Source organism: Agromyces sp. NPDC055658, assembly GCF_053618155.1.
The window spans coordinates 57,055-74,343 of record NZ_JBSHHD010000005.1 but is presented as its reverse complement, the minus strand read 5'-3'; the positions used below and the strand labels follow the sequence as shown (position 1 = coordinate 74,343).

At 69.9% G+C, this 17,289-nt stretch carries 10 protein-coding genes; 7 read left to right on the top strand and 3 right to left on the bottom strand.

The window, feature by feature from the left end:
- Positions 1-8: 8 nt before the first annotated feature.
- Entirely contained in the window at positions 9-3,596 is a 3,588-nt protein-coding gene (locus ACWGPE_RS04145) for a bifunctional glycosyltransferase/CDP-glycerol:glycerophosphate glycerophosphotransferase (RefSeq protein WP_452048198.1), read from the bottom strand.
- A 236-nt stretch (positions 3,597-3,832) separates the two neighbouring features.
- Between ACWGPE_RS04145 and ACWGPE_RS04140 the strand changes: the two genes are divergently transcribed.
- Positions 3,833-6,412: a CDP-glycerol glycerophosphotransferase family protein gene (locus ACWGPE_RS04140; protein ID WP_452048197.1), complete on the top strand. Its 2,580-nt coding sequence runs from the start codon at positions 3,833-3,835 to the stop codon at positions 6,410-6,412.
- Positions 6,413-6,622: 210 nt separating this feature from the next.
- Here the strand turns inward: ACWGPE_RS04140 and ACWGPE_RS04135 are convergent, their stop codons facing one another.
- Positions 6,623-8,206, bottom strand: coding sequence for a polysaccharide pyruvyl transferase family protein (locus tag ACWGPE_RS04135; RefSeq protein ID WP_452048196.1), 1,584 nt, complete (start codon positions 8,204-8,206; stop codon positions 6,623-6,625).
- Between the two features lie 253 nt (positions 8,207-8,459).
- On the opposite strand from ACWGPE_RS04135, the gene manA reads away from it, so the two are divergent.
- The gene (gene manA, locus ACWGPE_RS04130; RefSeq protein WP_452048195.1) at positions 8,460-9,734 is read left to right on the top strand and encodes a mannose-6-phosphate isomerase, class I; all 1,275 of its coding nucleotides are present in this window, start codon (positions 8,460-8,462) and stop codon (positions 9,732-9,734) included.
- A gap of 34 nt (positions 9,735-9,768) precedes the next feature.
- Here manA and ACWGPE_RS04125 read toward each other — a convergent pair whose 3' ends face one another.
- Positions 9,769-10,725, bottom strand: coding sequence for a GlxA family transcriptional regulator (locus ACWGPE_RS04125; protein ID WP_231431569.1), 957 nt, complete (start codon positions 10,723-10,725; stop codon positions 9,769-9,771).
- Positions 10,726-10,824: 99 nt separating this feature from the next.
- On the opposite strand from ACWGPE_RS04125, the gene ACWGPE_RS04120 reads away from it, so the two are divergent.
- The 5 genes from ACWGPE_RS04120 (at position 10,825) to ACWGPE_RS04100 (ending at position 17,267) form a co-directional block, all read left to right on the top strand.
- Positions 10,825-10,971: a hypothetical protein gene (locus ACWGPE_RS04120; protein WP_231431568.1), complete on the top strand. Its 147-nt coding sequence runs from the start codon at positions 10,825-10,827 to the stop codon at positions 10,969-10,971.
- A gap of 147 nt (positions 10,972-11,118) precedes the next feature.
- Positions 11,119-12,081: a UDP-glucose 4-epimerase GalE gene (galE, locus tag ACWGPE_RS04115; RefSeq protein WP_231431567.1), complete on the top strand. Its 963-nt coding sequence runs from the start codon at positions 11,119-11,121 to the stop codon at positions 12,079-12,081.
- Between the two features lie 169 nt (positions 12,082-12,250).
- Positions 12,251-12,571 (top strand): WhiB family transcriptional regulator, encoded by a 321-nt coding sequence (locus tag ACWGPE_RS04110; RefSeq protein WP_231431566.1) that lies wholly within the window; start codon positions 12,251-12,253, stop codon positions 12,569-12,571.
- A 105-nt stretch (positions 12,572-12,676) separates the two neighbouring features.
- Positions 12,677-15,802: a glycosyltransferase gene (locus ACWGPE_RS04105; protein ID WP_452048194.1), complete on the top strand. Its 3,126-nt coding sequence runs from the start codon at positions 12,677-12,679 to the stop codon at positions 15,800-15,802.
- Positions 15,792-17,267 (top strand): DUF5719 family protein, encoded by a 1,476-nt coding sequence (locus ACWGPE_RS04100; protein WP_231431564.1) that lies wholly within the window; start codon positions 15,792-15,794, stop codon positions 17,265-17,267. The genes ACWGPE_RS04105 and ACWGPE_RS04100 overlap by 11 nt, the downstream gene beginning before the upstream one ends.
- Positions 17,268-17,289 lie beyond the last annotated feature (22 nt).

Below are 17,289 nucleotides of genomic sequence, written 5' to 3'. Positions count from 1 at the left end.
GGACAAGGCTACCGCGCGGCACTCGGCGGATCGGCGAGCGGAGGTGCATCCCCGCGCGGAACGAACACCCGGTCGATCAGCCGGTCGGCGGCGTTGCCGTCGTCGAGCGGCGTGAAGCTCGATCGGAACTGCGCACGCGCCGCAGCCCATTCAGCGCCGAGCCGATCCGGGTCGCGCAGCAGGTCGACGACCGCATCGGTCGTCGTCGCCCTCGGCCCTGGCGCCGTCGGCGCGTAGTCGAAGAATCCGGGTCGCTCGGCGAAGTACCGCTCCTCGTCAGGGGTGAAGAAGATCATCGGCTTGTCAGTCAACGCGTAGTCGAATCGCAGCGAGGAGTAGTCGAGGATCCCCGCGTCCGAGGCGAGGATCAGGTCGTTGATGTCGGGGTGGTTCGTCACGTCGATCGCAGAGCCGGCGGACTCCGCAGCACCGCGCGCGTTGAACGGGTGCCCGCGCGTGAGAACCCGGTACCCGGACCCGAGCTTTCGCGTGAGGGCGTCGGTGTCCAGGAACTCCGAGGCCGTGGCGGACATGTCGTCTGCTGAGAGATAGTCGCGGAAGGTCGGTGCGTAGAGGACGGCGAAGTCGCCCTCGGCCAGTCCCAGTGCTCGACGGGCACGCGAGCGCCGCTCGGCGGCGCTCGCGTCGAGCAGCGCATCGTTCCGGGGATACCCGATCTCGAGGATCTCCGTCTCGGCGGGATCGCGGTCGCGGAAGAATTCGAGCAGGTACGGCGTCGCGTACGGGGCGGGGGAGACGAGGTAGTCCCATTCGGCCGCGCGCCGGTGGAAGGACTCGATGCGCTCGGGCGGGAAGCCCAGCCTTCGCCACCAGGCGGCCCCGTTCACCTTGAAGGGGTAGCCGTGGAAGGTCTCGATGACCACTTGGCCGTCGCGCTTCTCGAACCAGTCGGGCTGGTGCACGTTGACGACGACGTAGTCGGCCCGCACGAAGGCTTCGAAGTACTCGCGCGAATTCTCGATCACCCGTCGGCCGCCTTCGGGCACGGCCGTCGAGTGGTCGCGTGCGGCCCAGACGAGTTCGAGGTCGGCGCCGCGCTCTCGCAGCCGCTCGTGCAGGGCAAGAGCCGTGTCGTTCGCCGACTCGCTGTAGAGGCAGCGGAACAGCACCATCGGACGCTCCGACTCGCCGGCGGCTGTCAACGCTTCGAGTCGGAGCCGTTCGATGCTGCCCGGGCCGCGGTCCTGAACCGGGCGGGCCACGTCGATGTCCACGACGAGCGTGTTCCAGTCGTCCGCCCGGACGGTGATCTGCTGGGTGCCGGTCAGCAGTGCGATGGGAAGGCGAAGGCGCAACCCCTCGTCGATGGCTGTGTCCCGTCCGGCGGACGTGATGCGGTACACGCCCCGGGGCAGGGGCATCGCGGCGCGGCCGAACTCGTCGATCGTGAGCGGAAGGGTGAGCGCATTCTCGCCGGGAGTGCGCGCGACGGGCACGCGCCGGCTGCCGGAGACCGCGGCGAAATCGCCGTCCGGGCGATCCTCGGTCGAGAGCACCAGCACGTCATCGGCGAGGGACACCCCGGAGAAGCAGTTCGTCTCGCGGCGGTGCACCGTGGCCGTGGCCGCCGGTACGGCGACTCCCGATGCCGTCCTCGTCTGCGTCCGCAACCCGGTCAGCCCATGACCTTCGACCCCGGCCGCGTCGTCGACCTCGACCCAGTGCCAGGCGCCGTGCTCATCCTGCGCCGTCACGTACCAGTCGCCGGGCCCGTGACCCGTTGCCGGCATCGGTCGGCCGATCCGGAGCGTCGCCCGCTGCACTCCGTCGCGACGTTCGACGCGGGCTTCCCGCCGTCGACGCCCGAACCGATCCATCGGGCTCACGAGCGCAACGCGCTGGAAGGTCCCGCCTGCCAGGCCGATCGTCGCCCGCGAACCGTCCGTCGCCCACGAGATGACCGACGCCGACGCGCGCCCGGTTCGGAGCACGGCGTCGTCGCCGTGCCCGGTGACGAGGTCGAGCCGGAGTCCCGTCGCGAGCGTCGTGCTGGCGAAGCTCGGGTGCGGGCTCGGACGGGTCGCGAGGCCCGTGCGCACGAGCGCGTCCGACCGGAGGGTGAGGCGGAGCCGGTAGTCCTCAGGATGATCCGCGAGCCGATCGAACGGCACGAACACCCGCAGCATCTGGCTCGAGCGATCGACATACGGTGTCGATCGGCTCGCGAGTTCGGCAGGGGCGTGGACCCACTCGCTCGCGACCGGGAGACCGATCTCGCCGCGATCCGGTACGAGCTCGACGGCGGCCAGCAACTCGGCTGCGTGCGGGTCGTGGCCGTCGATGTATGCGATGATTCCGAGTTCGATGCCGTCCTCGAGGCGCCGCGCGTGGGCGACCTCTGCGACGAGGGCGGATTCGCGGGGCGACAGCTTGAATGCCGACTCCGGTCCTGCAATGATGCCGTCCGCGGCATCTGGGTGCGCGTAGAGGGCGTCGCCCCGGAGCTCGGCGTGGTAGAACTCGCGTCGCCATCCATCGCGCTCGAGGAATCGAAGGGCGGCCTTCCGGTCACCGGCGGCCACGATGTGCGTCAGCAGCTTGCTCCGAGCATCGATCTCGTCCCAGACGGAATCGAGGTCGATCTGGTCGACGAGGTACTGCACGGACGCTGCGAACACAGCCCAGGCCTCGTCGGACATCTCGCGGATGAGCATGAAGAACTCGGTGAGGTTGTTCGAGATGATCTGGGCGAGGCGGGCACGCCTCGCCTCGGCGTGGCCGTATTCGGCGAGGACATCCAGCGAGGCACGGACGGCGCCCCAATGATCGGTGATGTTGCGGACGCTCGTGACCTGCTGGGAGATCGAAGTCTGGTCTTCGCGCATTCGCCAGTTGATCGACACGGTCGACAGCACGTCGAACGACCGGGCCATCGCATAGGCCCGGGCCGACACGGCCTGATCCTCGTAGAGCACGCCGACCGGGAACGCCAGCTCGGAGGCATCCCAGAACGCCCGACGGTAGACCTTGCTCCAGGCGACGGCATTGACCTGGATCTCGGGGAACTCCTCGAGGGTGCACGCGAACCGATCCCGCGCGTGAGCGGCATGGATCCACGGAGCAGCGGGCGGGAACCCGTTGCGATACTTGCGCCGGTACGGGGAGACCGCGAAGTCAGACCCGGTCGCTCGCAGCGACTCGATCGCCTGCGTGAAGACGTGCCGGTCGACGACGTCGTCGCTGTCGATGAAGGTCAGGTACTCGCCGCGTGCATTGGCGGCGCCCGTGTTGCGTGCCGAGCTCAGGCCGCCGTTCTCCTGGCGGATCACGACGATCCGCGGGTCGCGCTTGGCGAGGCGTCGTGCGATCTCACCGCTCCGATCGGGCGAGCCGTCATCGACGACGATGATCTCCACGTTCCGGTAGTTCTGTCGTCTGAGAGACGAGAGGCACTCCTCGATGTAGGCCTCGACGCCGTAGGCGGGAACGACCACGCTGAGGAGCCCGGCCTCCGACCGAACACCGCGGGAAGTGCGAAGACGGACTCCCTGTGCCCAGCCCAGGCCGTCGCGCACGCGGTCGCGCAGCGGCAGGAGTGAGTCGTGGGCGAGGAGGTCGATGATCGCGTGGCGCAAGTGGGTGTACTCCTACGACGGCTGTGTGTCGGTGGTGGGTGTCGAGCGGTGTACGACGCCCGGGCTCGCCCGAAATGGGACGCGCGCTCGATCAATCGTAGAATGTCCTGCGGCCCCCGCCGCTTGCGAACACGAAGGCGCGGTCGGAGCCCGGTCCGCCTGTTCGGCGGTCATGCGATTCCTGCTCTCGACACTCGGAGGCCCGCCCTATGACGCAAGCACGTCCGACACTCTCGTTGGTCATCCCGGTCTACAACGTCGAACGCTGGCTTCCGGAGTTCCTCGAAAGTATCGCCGCCCAGGGGGCCGCACTGGACTCCGCCGAGGTGATCTTCACCATCGACGGGGCGACCGACCGCAGTGAGCAGGTCATCCGCGACTGGGTCGCCGAGCATTCGCGGATCAGGACTCAGATCGTCACGAAGGAGAACGGGGGACTCAGCAGTGCGCGGAACGCCGGGATGGCGGTGGCCTCCGGAGTCTGGATCAGCTTCCCCGACCCTGACGATGTGCTCGGCGCGGGCTACGTGCGCTCCCTGATCGATTGCGTCGAGCGGGACGACGTCGACGTCGCAGTCGCCCGATTCCTGCCCTTCTTCGGCAGTCCCGCGAGTGCGACGGACTCGCACCCGTTCCGTTTCCGCTTCTCCCGTGGAACGCGCGTCGTGGATATCGATGAATCGCCCCGGTTCTTCCCCTTCGCCGTGAATTCGGCGGCGTTCCGGCTCGACGCGATCCGTTCGATCGCCCTGGAATTCGATGACCGTGTCTCGACGGTGGAGGACGGTGTCTTCACCGCTGAGGTCCTCGCCAGCTCACCGCGCCGCAGGATCGCGTTCGTCGCCGAGGCGGAGTACTTCTATCGGAAGCGCGATGACGGAACCTCGCAGCTCGACAACGCGTGGACGCGAGCAGACCGATTCGATGGCGCGTTGGAGCACGGCTTCGCTCGAGTCGCCCAGAAGTACTTCTCCGACATGCCGGTGCCGCGGTGGCTGCAGTACATGATGCTGTACGACCTTCAGTGGTACTTCAAGATGGACTTGAGGAACGATTCGCCGACGGCCGGACTGAGCGTCGCGGAATGCGTCGCGATCAACCGCCGATTCGAGCGATACCTGAGTCACATCTCCAGGCATGTCATCCTCGAGTACAACGTGACCGACATCCCGCCTCACATTCGGGAAGCGTGGATCCTCCGAAGCACCGGCGCGCTCGCCGATCAGGATGTGTACCTCACGGAGCTCGATTCTGCTCGTGGACTCGTCTGCATCCGATACTTCACCGACTCCGTGGACGCCACCGAGACCATTCGTCTCGATGGCGTCGAAGTGCAGCCGTTCGCCTCGAAGACGCGCGCGTTCGTCTATTTCAGGGAAGCGTGGCTGTGGGAGCGGATCATCTGGGTCTCCGCGATGCAGGACGTCACCGTTCAACGGGCGGGTCGGTCGATGCCGGAACGACTGAGGTTCGGGAACCCGGGCCAGGCGATCATCGAGGCGACGCCGGGCCACATCTGGCAGAAGCTTCGACGAGCGAATCCGCCGTTCAAGAACCACCCGCGCACAGTTGCAGCGGTTCGTTCACGGGCGACCCTGGCCGCCCGCGTCGCGAATCGAGCACGGCGCGAGTTGACCAAGTCGCGGCAACGGGAGTGGCGCAGGTATGCGAAGTCGGCCTCCGCGGCGAAGCAGTACGCGAACGCATGGCTGCTCATCGATCGGGACACGATCGGGCGCGACAACGCGGAGTCCCTCTATCGCTATCTCGCGCAGCATGAGCCCGAGGTGAACGCCTACTTCGTCGTCGATCGAGAGTCGCCCGACTACACGCGGCTGAAGCGCGAAGGATTCCGCGTCGTCGCACACCGTTCTCGTGAACATCTCGCGCTCTGGTACCACGCGCGGCATCTGATCTCGTCGCAGATGGACCACTACATCCTCCACCCGTTCCCCGAGAAGGCGCTCTGGAAGGCCGCTCCGACGTTCACCTTCCTCTCGCACGGCGTCACCCATAACGACCTCTCGCGGTGGATGAACGCGAAGCCCATCGGCCTCACGATCACGGCGACCGAGCAGGAGCAGCACGAGTTCACCAGATCGGGGGGAGCATACAAGCTCACCTCGAAGGAAGTCGTGCTCACGGGGTTCCCCAGGCACGACGAGCTCGAACAGCTGGCGTCGAATGGTCGACGCGACCTCCTGCTGATCATTCCGACGTGGCGCAAGTCGCTGCTCGAACTCGTCGATGGGAAGACCAACGAGCGCAGCGCGCTCGAAGGCTTCCGGGACTCGCGGTATTTCCGTTCCTGGATGGAGGTCGTGGCGAGCGATCGGCTCCGAAGCCTCGCTGAGCGGACGGGCCTGCAAGTGGCCTTCGCCCCGCATCCGAACATGCAGGGTCACATCCTCCCATCGGATGTTCCGGACTGGGTACAGCTCGTTTCATACGCTGAATCCGACATCAAGACATGGATCGCGAGATCGAGACTCGCGGTGACCGACTACTCATCGCTTGCGTTCGAAGCGGCGTACGTCGGTTCCGGCGTGGTCTACTACCAGTTCGACCATGATGAGTTCTTCTCTGGCAGCCACGCGTTCCGCCGGGGCGAATTCAGCTACGAGACCGATGGTTTCGGGCCGGTGGTCGCGGGCCATGACGAGGTCATCTCGGCGATCGAGTCGTCGATCGTCGATGGCGATGCCTTCGATCGCATCTACGGCGACCGCATTCGACGGGTCTTCGCGTTCCGGGACGGTCGGGCGTCCGAGCGGACGGTGGCCGCTATTCGAGCACTCGAAACGCGAGTCGGGTAGCACGATTGCGACACCGAATCTGCGACTGAGCAGTCCGAAGTCGCTCGATCATCTCGAGAGATCATCGGGCGGACTCCGGACTGCTCGGCGGAGCTCCCGATGAGGAGCGGTCGTCATCGCTACTCGGGTGACGAGGTGTGGAGACGTCTCCCCGAGGTGCGCAGACCCGCCATCAAGCACCCTTCGGATCCGGCAGCTGATCCGGACCCGCTACGTGCGGATTCCCCGCAGCCTTCGCCACTGCCTCCCGGCGGCGTCGGCCAGCCGGACCGCGCGGCGCGAGAGGGCTCGCTCCAGCTCGCCGTCGCGAATCTCGAGATCCCGTTGCGATCGGGTCAGGGCACGATGCGCGGCCGCGAGCTGCTCCCGGTGCGCCTCGAGCTCCGATCCCAGCGAATCTCGGTCGCGCTGCAGGGAGTCGAGGTTCTCCCGGAGGGACGCCGCCGTCGATGAGAGCTCAGCCATCGCGGAATCGAGTTCGTTGATGCGCTGAGACTGCCGCTCGCTCGTCAACCGTTCCAGCCCGAGGAGGTCTGACACGCGGGTCACCTGTTCGAGCGGCACATGCCATCCACCGGTCGCCGGGAACGGAGCCGCCGGCGTGAGGTCTGCCGCGGGCGTCGTCGCTGCGCCTCGGATCTCCGAAGATATCGCGTCCCACCAGGCGCGGAGTTCGCGCTCGCGGGTCGAGCGAACACCTGCGATGTGCTCCGCGAACTCATCCGCCCGAGCGGCGAGCTCCACTGCCATCGCTTCCACGCCGCCGCTGAACCACGTCTCCGCCGGGGCCACGAAAGCGGACAGGCCGGTGTTCTCGAGCGCGCCGCGCATCCGGATCGAGGAGTAGTAGTTGAGCGCGATGCCGATGGCAGGAGTTCCCACCATGGGTGCGAACACGACGGGGTGATAGCGCGTCGAGATCGACAGGATCGCGTGGGCGGTATGGCTGATCGCGTCGCGCGCCATCATGATTCCGGTGGCCCGCACACGGCCGCTCTTCGTCGAGCCGATGATCTCGGCGTGCACGCGTTGGTCGACACCGGTCGGATCCCCGTGCAACGGTCCCATGTGGGGGATGAGCACGACGTCCGCGTCGAGCTCGGTTGAGAGGCGGTCGAGCGTGTGTGCGATCTGGTCGATGTACTCGACGTCCGTCAGCCCTGATCCCTCGGGATTCGGGGCGAAGCTCCCGACGATGTAGCGTCCGGTCGGCGGCGCGAGCGGAGAGGGTGAGAGTGCTGCGGCGTCATCCATGGTGTGGGTGACCGGTGTGTGTCGGGAGATCAAGCGGTGGCTCGCGGTGTCGCGGGCTCCGAACAGTCGTGCTGACCTTGCGATCTCGATCACGAGGGCTTCGTCGACGTCATCGGTGAACGGGCCGACGGTCTGACTCGAGACGAAGACAGGGACGTCGAACCGGCGTGCGAGTCGTACTGCGCACAGCCGGTCGAGAGCGAGATGGAAGTACCGGGAATTGAGATTGCCGCCGCCCGCGATCAGGAGGGCTTCGGACGAGGCGATGGCCGCGATCGCCGGGTGGGTGCGATCGGCCTCATCGACCACACGATCGAGCCACGCGAGCGAGCGTGCTCGGTCCCATCGCCCCGAGAAGCCGAAGCGCGGGACCGCTGGGAGGCCGTACAACTCAGTGGCCGCATCGGGATCGCCGGCGGTCAGGATCAGATCTTCGTGACCACGAAGGCGCAACTGCTCGATTGCGGCCTCCGTCATCGCGTCATCCCCGAGATGGTAGTGATTCCGCCAACCGATATCTCCGATGATGACGATTGACATTCCGCTCCAGGTGATGTGGGGCCGAGCCGGCTGAGAGCATTCAGGCTATCAGTGGCTCTCGCTCGGGCGTAGCCGAACGAGTGGGACGTGACGGGAACGGGCGTGGTGCAGCTCCGGTCAGGTGATCGTCGTCGCGGTCGATGCTGACGGTTCCCACGATCGGCTCGCATCGGATCGCGCAGAAGCGGACACCATCATGACGACCGGCCCGTCGATACGCTGGGAGTCACGCCGACGAGAGGACCATGCACGGATGTTCGTGACGATCGACAACACCCCGCGCGACTACGCCTGGGGCTCGCGCACCGCGATCGCCGACTACCGCGGGCGCACCGCGTCGGGTGACCCAGAGGCCGAGCTCTGGCTGGGGGCGCACGCCGGATCGCCGTCGAAGATCGTCGACGCGGCATCCGTCGGCCATGCCGACCTCGCCGAGTGGATCGCCGCCGACCCGGTGACCGCGCTGGGGCCCGAGCTCGCGGCACGGGGCGCGAGGTTGCCGTTCCTGCTCAAGGTGCTCGCCGCGGGCGCACCGCTGTCGCTGCAGGCCCATCCGACGCCCGCACAGGCGCGAGCCGGCTTCGCCCGCGAAGAGGCCGAGGGAGTCGCGATCGATGCGTACGACCGCAACTACAAGGACGAGTTCCACAAGCCCGAACTCATCGTCGCGGTGAGCGAGACGTTCGACGCGCTGTCGGGGTTCCGCCCGCTCGACGAGGTGCAGGGCCTCCTCCGCGTGCTCCGCGCCGCCGATGCGGCGTCGGCCGAGCCGCAGCCGGGCGCGCTCGACCTGCTCGCCGAGCACCTCGCCGAACCCGAGCCGCTGCGGGCGACCGTCGAGTGGCTGCTGCGCGACGGCCGCGGCGGCGACTCGGGTGAGGCGAACTGGGTGATCGAGCGGGTCGTCGCGCTCGCCGCATCGCCCGAGGCGGCCGTCTCCCCGTACGCACCGTCGTTCGAGACCGTCGGCGCACTCGCCGACGCGTATCCGGGTGACCCGGGCATCGTCATCTCGCTGCTGCTCAATCGCGTGCGGCTGCGCGCGGGCGAGTCGCTCTACCTCGCTGCGGGCAACATCCACGCCTACCTCGACGGGCTCGGCATCGAACTCATGGCTGCGAGCGACAACGTGCTGCGCGGCGGCCTCACCCCGAAGCACATCGATGTGTCGGAGCTCGTCGACGTGCTCGACTTCACACCCGGGGCGCCGCCCCGGCTCCAGCCCGAGCGGCCGCGCGCCGGCGTCGAGACGTTCCGTCCCGACGTGCCCGACTTCGTGCTGCACCGGCTTTCGGGCGCTGCATCGGGCGATGCGGATGCCTCCGGCGCGGCCGCCGGCGCCGCGCCGGCCGCCGACCTCGACGGGCCCGCGATCGTGATCGCCGACGGCGGGCCGGTCGTCCTGCGCGGCGAACTCGGCGAGGCGCATCTCGAGCGCGGTGAGATCGCCTACGTCACCCCCGACGAGCGGCGTGTCGTGGTGAGCGGGCCGGGCGTCGCCTGGGTGGCGACGAACGGCGTCGGCTGAGGGCGGGCTCGAGGCCTCCGCCTCGGAGCGACGGTCAGCTCGCGACGCGCATGCCGAACAGGCGTCGGTAGGCGGTCGGAGTCGTCTGCAGCACCTTGACGAAGTGGTGTCGCATGACGGCAGCGGTGCCGAAGCCGGTCTCGCGGGCGATCTCCTCGAGGTTGAGATCGCTCTCTTCGAGCAGCTGCTGCGCCCGCAGCAGTCGCTGACGGTTGAGCCATGCGTTCGGCGTCGTGCCGGTCTCGGCCCGGAATCGGCGGGCGAACGTGCGGGGCGACATCAGCGCCCTGCGCGCGAGCAGGTCGACGGTGAGGTCCTCGTCGAGGTGCTCGAGCATCCACGCGGTGATCGTGGCGAACGAGTCGCTGCGGCACTCGACCACCGGCGTCTGGATGAACTGCGACTGGCCGCCGTCGCGCTGCGGTGGCACCACCATGCGGCGGGCGATGATGTTCGCGGCGCTCGCCCCGAGCTCGGTGCGCACGACGTGCAGGGCGGCGTCGATGCCGGCGGCCGTTCCGGCGCCGGTGACGACCTTGCCGTCTTGCACGAAGAGCACGTCGGGGTCGACCTCGGTGTCGGGGAAGTCGGCGGCGAGGCGGTCGGAGTACATCCAGTGGGTCGTGGCGCGGCGGCCGGCGAGCACGCCCGCCTTGCCGAGCATGAAGGCGCCCGAGCAGACGCTCAGCACCCAGGCGCCGCGGGCGACGGCGTCGCGGAGCACCTCGGCGATGCGCTCGTCGACCGGCTGGTCGATGAGCGCGGCCGGGACCGCGACGAGGTCGGCGGTGCGAGCGAAGTCGAGGCCCTCGTGCACGACGAGGTCGAAGCCGAGCTTCGTCGACACGGTGCCGGGGTCGGCGGCGACGACGTGGAAGTCGAAGACCGGACCGCCGTGCTCGGATCGGTCGATGCCGAACACCTCGCAGATCACGCCGAACTCGAACGGCGCCATCTGGGGAACGGCGAGACAGGCGATGGAGCGGAGCATGCGGACCTCCGGATGTCGGCGAGTCGATGGCAGGAATGAGTTGTTCTGTGTCAACTCTGCCACTGTCGGCAGGATCTTGCAATCCATACATTAACTGCCATGTCCATCTTCATGATCCTCCTCATCGCCGTCCTCGTCGCGCTCGCCGTGTGGGGTGTCGTCGCCACCGTCGCGGGGCTCGGTCGCGACGGCTACGGCAGGCCCGAGATCCGGGACCGGGTACGGCACGTCGAGCGGCTCGGATGACCCGGGGCCTCGAGCCGTCCCGCCGCCACCCCTCGGCCCTGGCCTGCCGGGGTCTCGAGGCGCTCGCCGCGCTCGCTCCTCGGCCCGCTCGACGCCCCCGTTAGGATCGTGTGGGCGCCGGAGACACCGCCGCCGGAGAGGCGGAACATGAGCTGGCTGGTCACCGGGGGAGCGGGCTACATCGGTGCGCACGTCGTGCGGGCGTTCGCGGCGAAGGGCATCGACACGGTGGTCGTCGACGACCTGTCGTCGGGCCGTCGCGGCTTCGTCGCCGACGGCACGCCCTTCGTGCAGGGCTCCATCCTCGACGGACGCCTCCTCGAGTCCACCCTCGAGCGCTACGACGTGCGCGGCGTCGTGCACCTCGCCGGCTTCAAGTACGCCGGCGTCTCGGTGCAGCGTCCCCTTCACACGTACCAGCAGAACGTCACGGGCACGTCCACCCTGCTGGCGGCAATGGAGTCGAAGGACGTCTCGCGCATCGTGTTCTCGTCGAGCGCGGCCGTCTACGGCACGCCCGACGTCGACCTCGTCACGGAGTCGACCCCGAAGCATCCCGAATCGCCCTATGGCGAGTCCAAGCTCATCGGCGAGTGGCTCCTCGCCGACCAGGGCCGCGCGGCGGGGCTCGCGCACACGAGCCTGCGCTACTTCAACGTCGTCGGCTCGGGCACCCCCGAGATCTTCGACCCGAGCCCGCACAACCTCTTCCCGCTGGTGTTCGACGCGCTGCTCGACGGCCGTACGCCCCGCATCAACGGCGAAGACTACCCGACGCCCGACGGAACATGCGTGCGCGACTACATCCACGTCGCCGACCTCGCCGAGGCGCACGTCGCGGCCGCACAGCGGCTCGACGCCGGCGAGCCGATCGAGCCGGTCTACAACCTGGGCTCGGGCGACGGCGTCTCGGTCGGGGAGATCATGCGCACCGTCGCCGACGTGACCGGCATCGAGTTCGCGCCCGAGATCGCGCCGCGCCGCGCCGGCGACCCGGCCCGCATCGTCGCCTCGGGCGAGCTCGCCGCCCGCGACCTCGACTGGAGGATGCGCCACACGCTCGCCGAGATGGTGCGCACGGCGTGGGAGGCTCGCCGCGCCGCTGCGTGAGCCGACGATTCATAACGTCTCCCCAACACACCGGCGTGTCGCGTGCCGCGTGAAGCCTCGACAGGTGATTGAGGGTTTACCATCTGCGACTTGACTCGCGGGAATTACATGGGTGTAATTGTTCATGACACACCCTTCGGGTGGTCGGTACAACTGGGTGGGAGACGATATGGCGAGTCCTGAATATCGTTCTGGAGTACCTGACGATTGGTTCGTCGATCCGGTCAGGCTGGGAGTACCCGGTGTGCGCCCGGCGGTCGATGACGACAATCCGTTGGCGTGGCAGAGCGACGCATTGTGCGCGCAGACCGATCCCGAGGCGTTCTTCCCTGAGAAGGGCGGATCGACGAGGGACGCGAAGAAGATCTGCACCGGCTGCGAGGTCCGCGCCGAATGCCTCGAATACGCGCTCGGCAACGATGAGCGGTTCGGCATCTGGGGCGGGCTCTCCGAGCGCGAGCGGCGCAAGCTGCGCAAGCGAGCGGTGTGAGTCGCGGGGCCTGCTTCGGCAGGCCCCGCACTCGTCTTCGCGGGTTTCGAGGCGCGCCCGGGGGAGTCTCCCGACGAGCGGCGTGCGCCGCTTAGGCTGACTGCGATGTTCCCCAGAGTCACCGCCGTCCTCGTCGTGCACCACGGCGGCGACCATCTCCGTCAGACGCTCGAGGCGATCCGCTCGCAGGAGCGCGCTCCTGATGCGCTCGTCGTCGTGCTCACCGAGGCCGACACGGTTGCGCGAGAGCAGATCGCGAAGATCTCGCCCACCCACTTCGTCGACCTCTCCCAGCGTCTCTCCTTCGGCGAAGCAGTGCGCGCCGCCGATGGCGTGCTCGACGAGCCCGACTCCGATGGCGATGCCCTCTGGCTGCTCGCCGAGGACAGCGCGCCCGCGCCAGATGCCCTGGCCCGCCTCGTGGCGACCCTCGAGACGGCCAAGTCGGTGGCGATCGCCGGGCCCAAGCTCGTCGAATGGCACGAGCCCGACCGCATCGCCCGCTTCGGCCGCTCCGTCACGCGCCTCGGTCGCAGCGTCACCCTCGTCGCCGACGAACTCGACCAGGGTCAGCACGACGGCATGAGCGACGTGCTCGGGCTCGACCCGGCGGCGATCCTCGTGCGGCACTCGGTGTGGCGCACTCTCGGCGGCTTCGACCCGGGCCTGCCCACCGTCGACGACGCGCTCGACCTGTCGATCCGGGCCCGCCTCGCCGGGCACCGCGTCGAGGTCGTACCCGAGGCGAAGGTGCGATTCGCGGGCGCCGGCGTCGCCGGGCCCGAGACGGGCCCGAAGGCGCGGACGACGCGCCGGCGCGTCCGCAACACCCGCGCGGCGCAACTGCACCGGCGTCTCGTCTACGCACCCCTCGTCCTCGCTCCGCTGCATTGGCTGACCTTCCTGCCGCTTGCGGTGCTCCGCTCGATCCGGCTGCTCCTCGTGAAGGCGCCCGGCGCCATCCCCGGCGAGTTCGCGGCCGCCGTGACGACGATGTTCTCGGGCGCCCGCGTGCCGCGTGCCCGCCGCAGGCTGAAGTCCGCCCGCACGGTCGGCTGGTCGGCGATCGCGCCGCTGCGCATGCAGCCCGACGAGATGCGCCGCCGCCGGCAGCACGCCGCGGAGGGCCGCCGCGAACGCGCGCGCGGGCGAAAGCACGAGCTCCAGTTCCTCGGCACGGGCGGTGGTTGGGTCCTGCTCGCCTCGATCGTCGCGTCGATCGCGCTGTTCTCCTGGCTCTTCGGCGCGGGCGGCGTGAGCGGAGGCGGCCTCGAGCCGCTCTCGAACGGCCTCGACGCACTCTGGCGCAACGCCGCCTACGGCTGGCGCGACATCGGCCCCGGATTCATGGGCGGCGCCGACCCGTTCGCCGGGGCGCTCGCCGTGCTCGGATCCGTGACCTTCTGGGCGCCGTCGACCGCGCTCCTGTTGCTGTGGCTCCTCGCGATCCCGGCGGCGGCGCTCGGCGCCTGGTTCGCGGCATCGCGACTGACCGAGCGCGGGTCGCTCCGGGCGGTCGCCGCATTGATGTGGGCGTTCGCCCCGCCGTTCCTGATCGCCCTCGGCGACGGGCGCCCCGGGGCCGTCCTCGCACACGTGCTGTTGGCATGGCTCGCGTTCGCGGCGTTCGGCGCCGCGACCTCGTGGGCGGCTGCCGCGACCGCATCGCTCCTGTTCGCCGCGGTGATCGCCGCGGCGCCGAGCCTCGCGCCGGCGCTGCTCATCGCCTGGATCGTCGCGCTCGCCGTGAGCGGGCGGGCCGCCGTCCGGCTCGTGGGCCTGCCCATCCCCGCGATCGTGCTCGCCGCGCCGCTCGTGATCGGGCAGATCGACCGGGGCAATCTGCTCGGCCTGCTCGCCGACCCCGGGCTGCCGACCGAGAGCACCGTGCCGTCGGTGTGGCAGCTCGCCCTCGGCCTGCCCGACGGCTCGTGGGGAGGCTGGAACAGCTTCTTCGCGACCACGAGCGTCGATTTCCGCATCGCCGTCAGCGCGCTCGTGCTGCCGCTCGTGATCGTCGCGCTCACCGCGGTGCTCGCGCCGGCCTTCCGCTCCGCCGTGCTCGCGCTCGGGGCGGCGCTGCTCGGCTTCGCGACCGCCCTGCTCGCGACGCACCTCGCACTGTCGAGCTCGGGTGCGACCGCTGTGCCGCTGTGGTCGGGTGCCGGTCTCAGCCTCGCCTGGATCGGGCTCGTGCTCGCCGCCGTCGTCGCGCTCGACGCGCTGCGACGAGGCCGTGCGCTCGTGGCATGGGTCGTGCTCGCCGCCGTCGTCGCCGCCGTCGTGCCGACGGCGATCGACCTCGCCACGGGCACGGTCGCCGTACGGCCCGCCGCGGTGCGCACGCTGCCGGCGTTCGTCGGTGCCGAAGCCGAGAACGACTCCCGCGTCACGACGCTCCGCATGACGCCCGACGCCGACGGCAGCCTCCGCGCGACGCTCGAGCGCGGCGCGGGGACCACGCTCGACGAGCAATCGACCCTCGACGCCACCGCACTGACGCTCTCGGCCGATGAGGAGCAGCTCGCCGAGATCGCGGGCAACCTCGCGTCGCGGAGCGGCTTCGACCCGGAGGCCGCGGTGCGCGAGTTCGGCGCTTCGTTCGTGCTGCTCGACGACCCCGAGGTCGACGACCGCGCCGCGGTCGCCACCGCCGAGCGAGCGCGTACCGCGCTCGACGGCAACGCGGCGCTCGTGGCCGTCGGCGAGACCGACTTCGGCACGCTCTGGCGGTTCACGTCGGCAGAACCGGATGCCTCGGCGGCGCAGATCCCGCCGGAGGCGAGCAGCTGGCTGGTCGGCGCGGTCGCCGTCGTGCAGCTCATCGTGCTCGGAGCGACGCTGCTGCTCTCGATTCCGACGGGTGCCGGCCGCGAAGCCGACCGGAGTCCGCAGCGTCGACCCGCGCGGCGCCCGCTGATCCGTGCACGCAAGCCGAAGCCGGTCGCGGCAGCGGGCGGGGCGGAAGATGCGAGCGGCATCGTCGCCGCCGGATCCGACGACGGGATGACGTCGCCACCGGGGAGCGGATCGCTCGAGCCGGCCCCGAAGACCGAGCCCGTCGACGACGAGCCGCAGGCCGCGGCCTTCTACGACGAGCATCCCACGACGGCAACCGACGACGTCGAGCCGTCCGCCGACGCGACCGACGGTGGCGAGCCGGAGGCGTCCGAACCGCCGCGAACCGAACCCGAGCCCGACGCGACCGAAGGAGACGACGATGGCCGCTGAGCGCAACCTCGGCCGCCGGCTCGCCCGGATCGGCGCACGCGGCCTCGCCGTCGTGATCGCGGCCGGCATCGCCGTCGGCGCCCTCGCGGCGGCCGCGCTGGTGCCGTGGCCGGAGCACCGCATCACGCCGCCGTCGCTCGTCGTGAAGCCTGCCGAGACGGGACAGCTGCGGGTGTGCCCCGGCCCGCTGCTCTCGCTCGGCGACGACCCCGATGAGGCGACGACCGCGAGCTCGGTCGGGACGACCTCCGTGACGCACGGCGCCGTCCCCGACGATGCCGAGGTCGCCGAGACCCCACTCGCCGCCCCCGAGAATCCTCGTGCCGACCGCGACGGCACCCCGCTCGCGCTGACCACCGAGGCCGGTGCGGTCGAGGCGGGCATGCTCGCCGGTGCGCAGGGGCAGCAGGTCTCGCGCGACACGATCGCCGGATACGCCGCGGCCGCCTGCGACGAAGTCGTCACCGAGGCGTGGCTCGTCGGCGGCGCCACCGACGTCGGGCGCTCGGGGCTCGTGCTGCTCTCGAACCCGACCGCCGTCGCGTCGACCGTCGATGTCCGCGTGATCGGCGAGGGCGGCGCGGTCGACGCACCGTCGGGTCTCGGCATCACGGTGCCGGCCGGCGAACAGCGCGTCGTCTCGCTGGCCGGGCTCGCCCCGAACCTCGCCTCGCCCGTCGTGCACGTCACGAGCACCGGCGGTGGGATCGCCGCGTCGCTCGAGCACACCGTCGTCGAGGGGCTCACGCCGGCGGGCGTCGAACTCGTCGGGCCGACCGCGACGCCCGCCGAGGTCCAGATCATCCCCGGCTTCACCGTGCCGGTCGACGGCGGCGTCGACGCGACGGACGACCACGCCGAGGGCGACGCCTTCCCGGCAGTGAGGCTCCTCGCGACCGGCGACGATCCCGTGCAGGTCTCGATCGACATCGCTCCCGAGTCGGGCGGTGGAGGCGGAAGCATCGATGCGACGCTCGAGCCGGGGATCGTCAGCGACGTGCCGCTCGGCGACCTCGATGCGGGCGAGTACACCATCGCGCTCGAGGCCGACGGGCCGATCGTCGCCGCCGCGCGCGCGACGACCGGCTCCCCGCAGGCGCAGACCGACCCCGACGGGGACGACCGCGAGGCATCCGTCGACCTCGCCTGGACCGCGGCGACGCTGCCGCTGCTCGACACGGCGGTCATCGCAGTTCCGCGCGGGCCGAACCCGGTGCTGCACCTCGCGAACCCCGGCGACGACGAGGTCGAGGCGACGCTCACGGTCGACGGCGATGAGCGCGAGGTGCGGATCGCCCCTGGCACGACCGAGGCGATCGAGGTCGAGGCACGCGGTGTCGTCGAACTCGACGGGACGGCCGGATTGCACGCGACCGTGGCGTACTCGGGCGAGCGGGCACTGTCCTCGTTCCCGGTGCGCCCACCGGGGCCGCTCGACTCGCCGTTGCGGGTGTTCCCGCACTGACGGCCGCGGCGGGGCCTCGTAC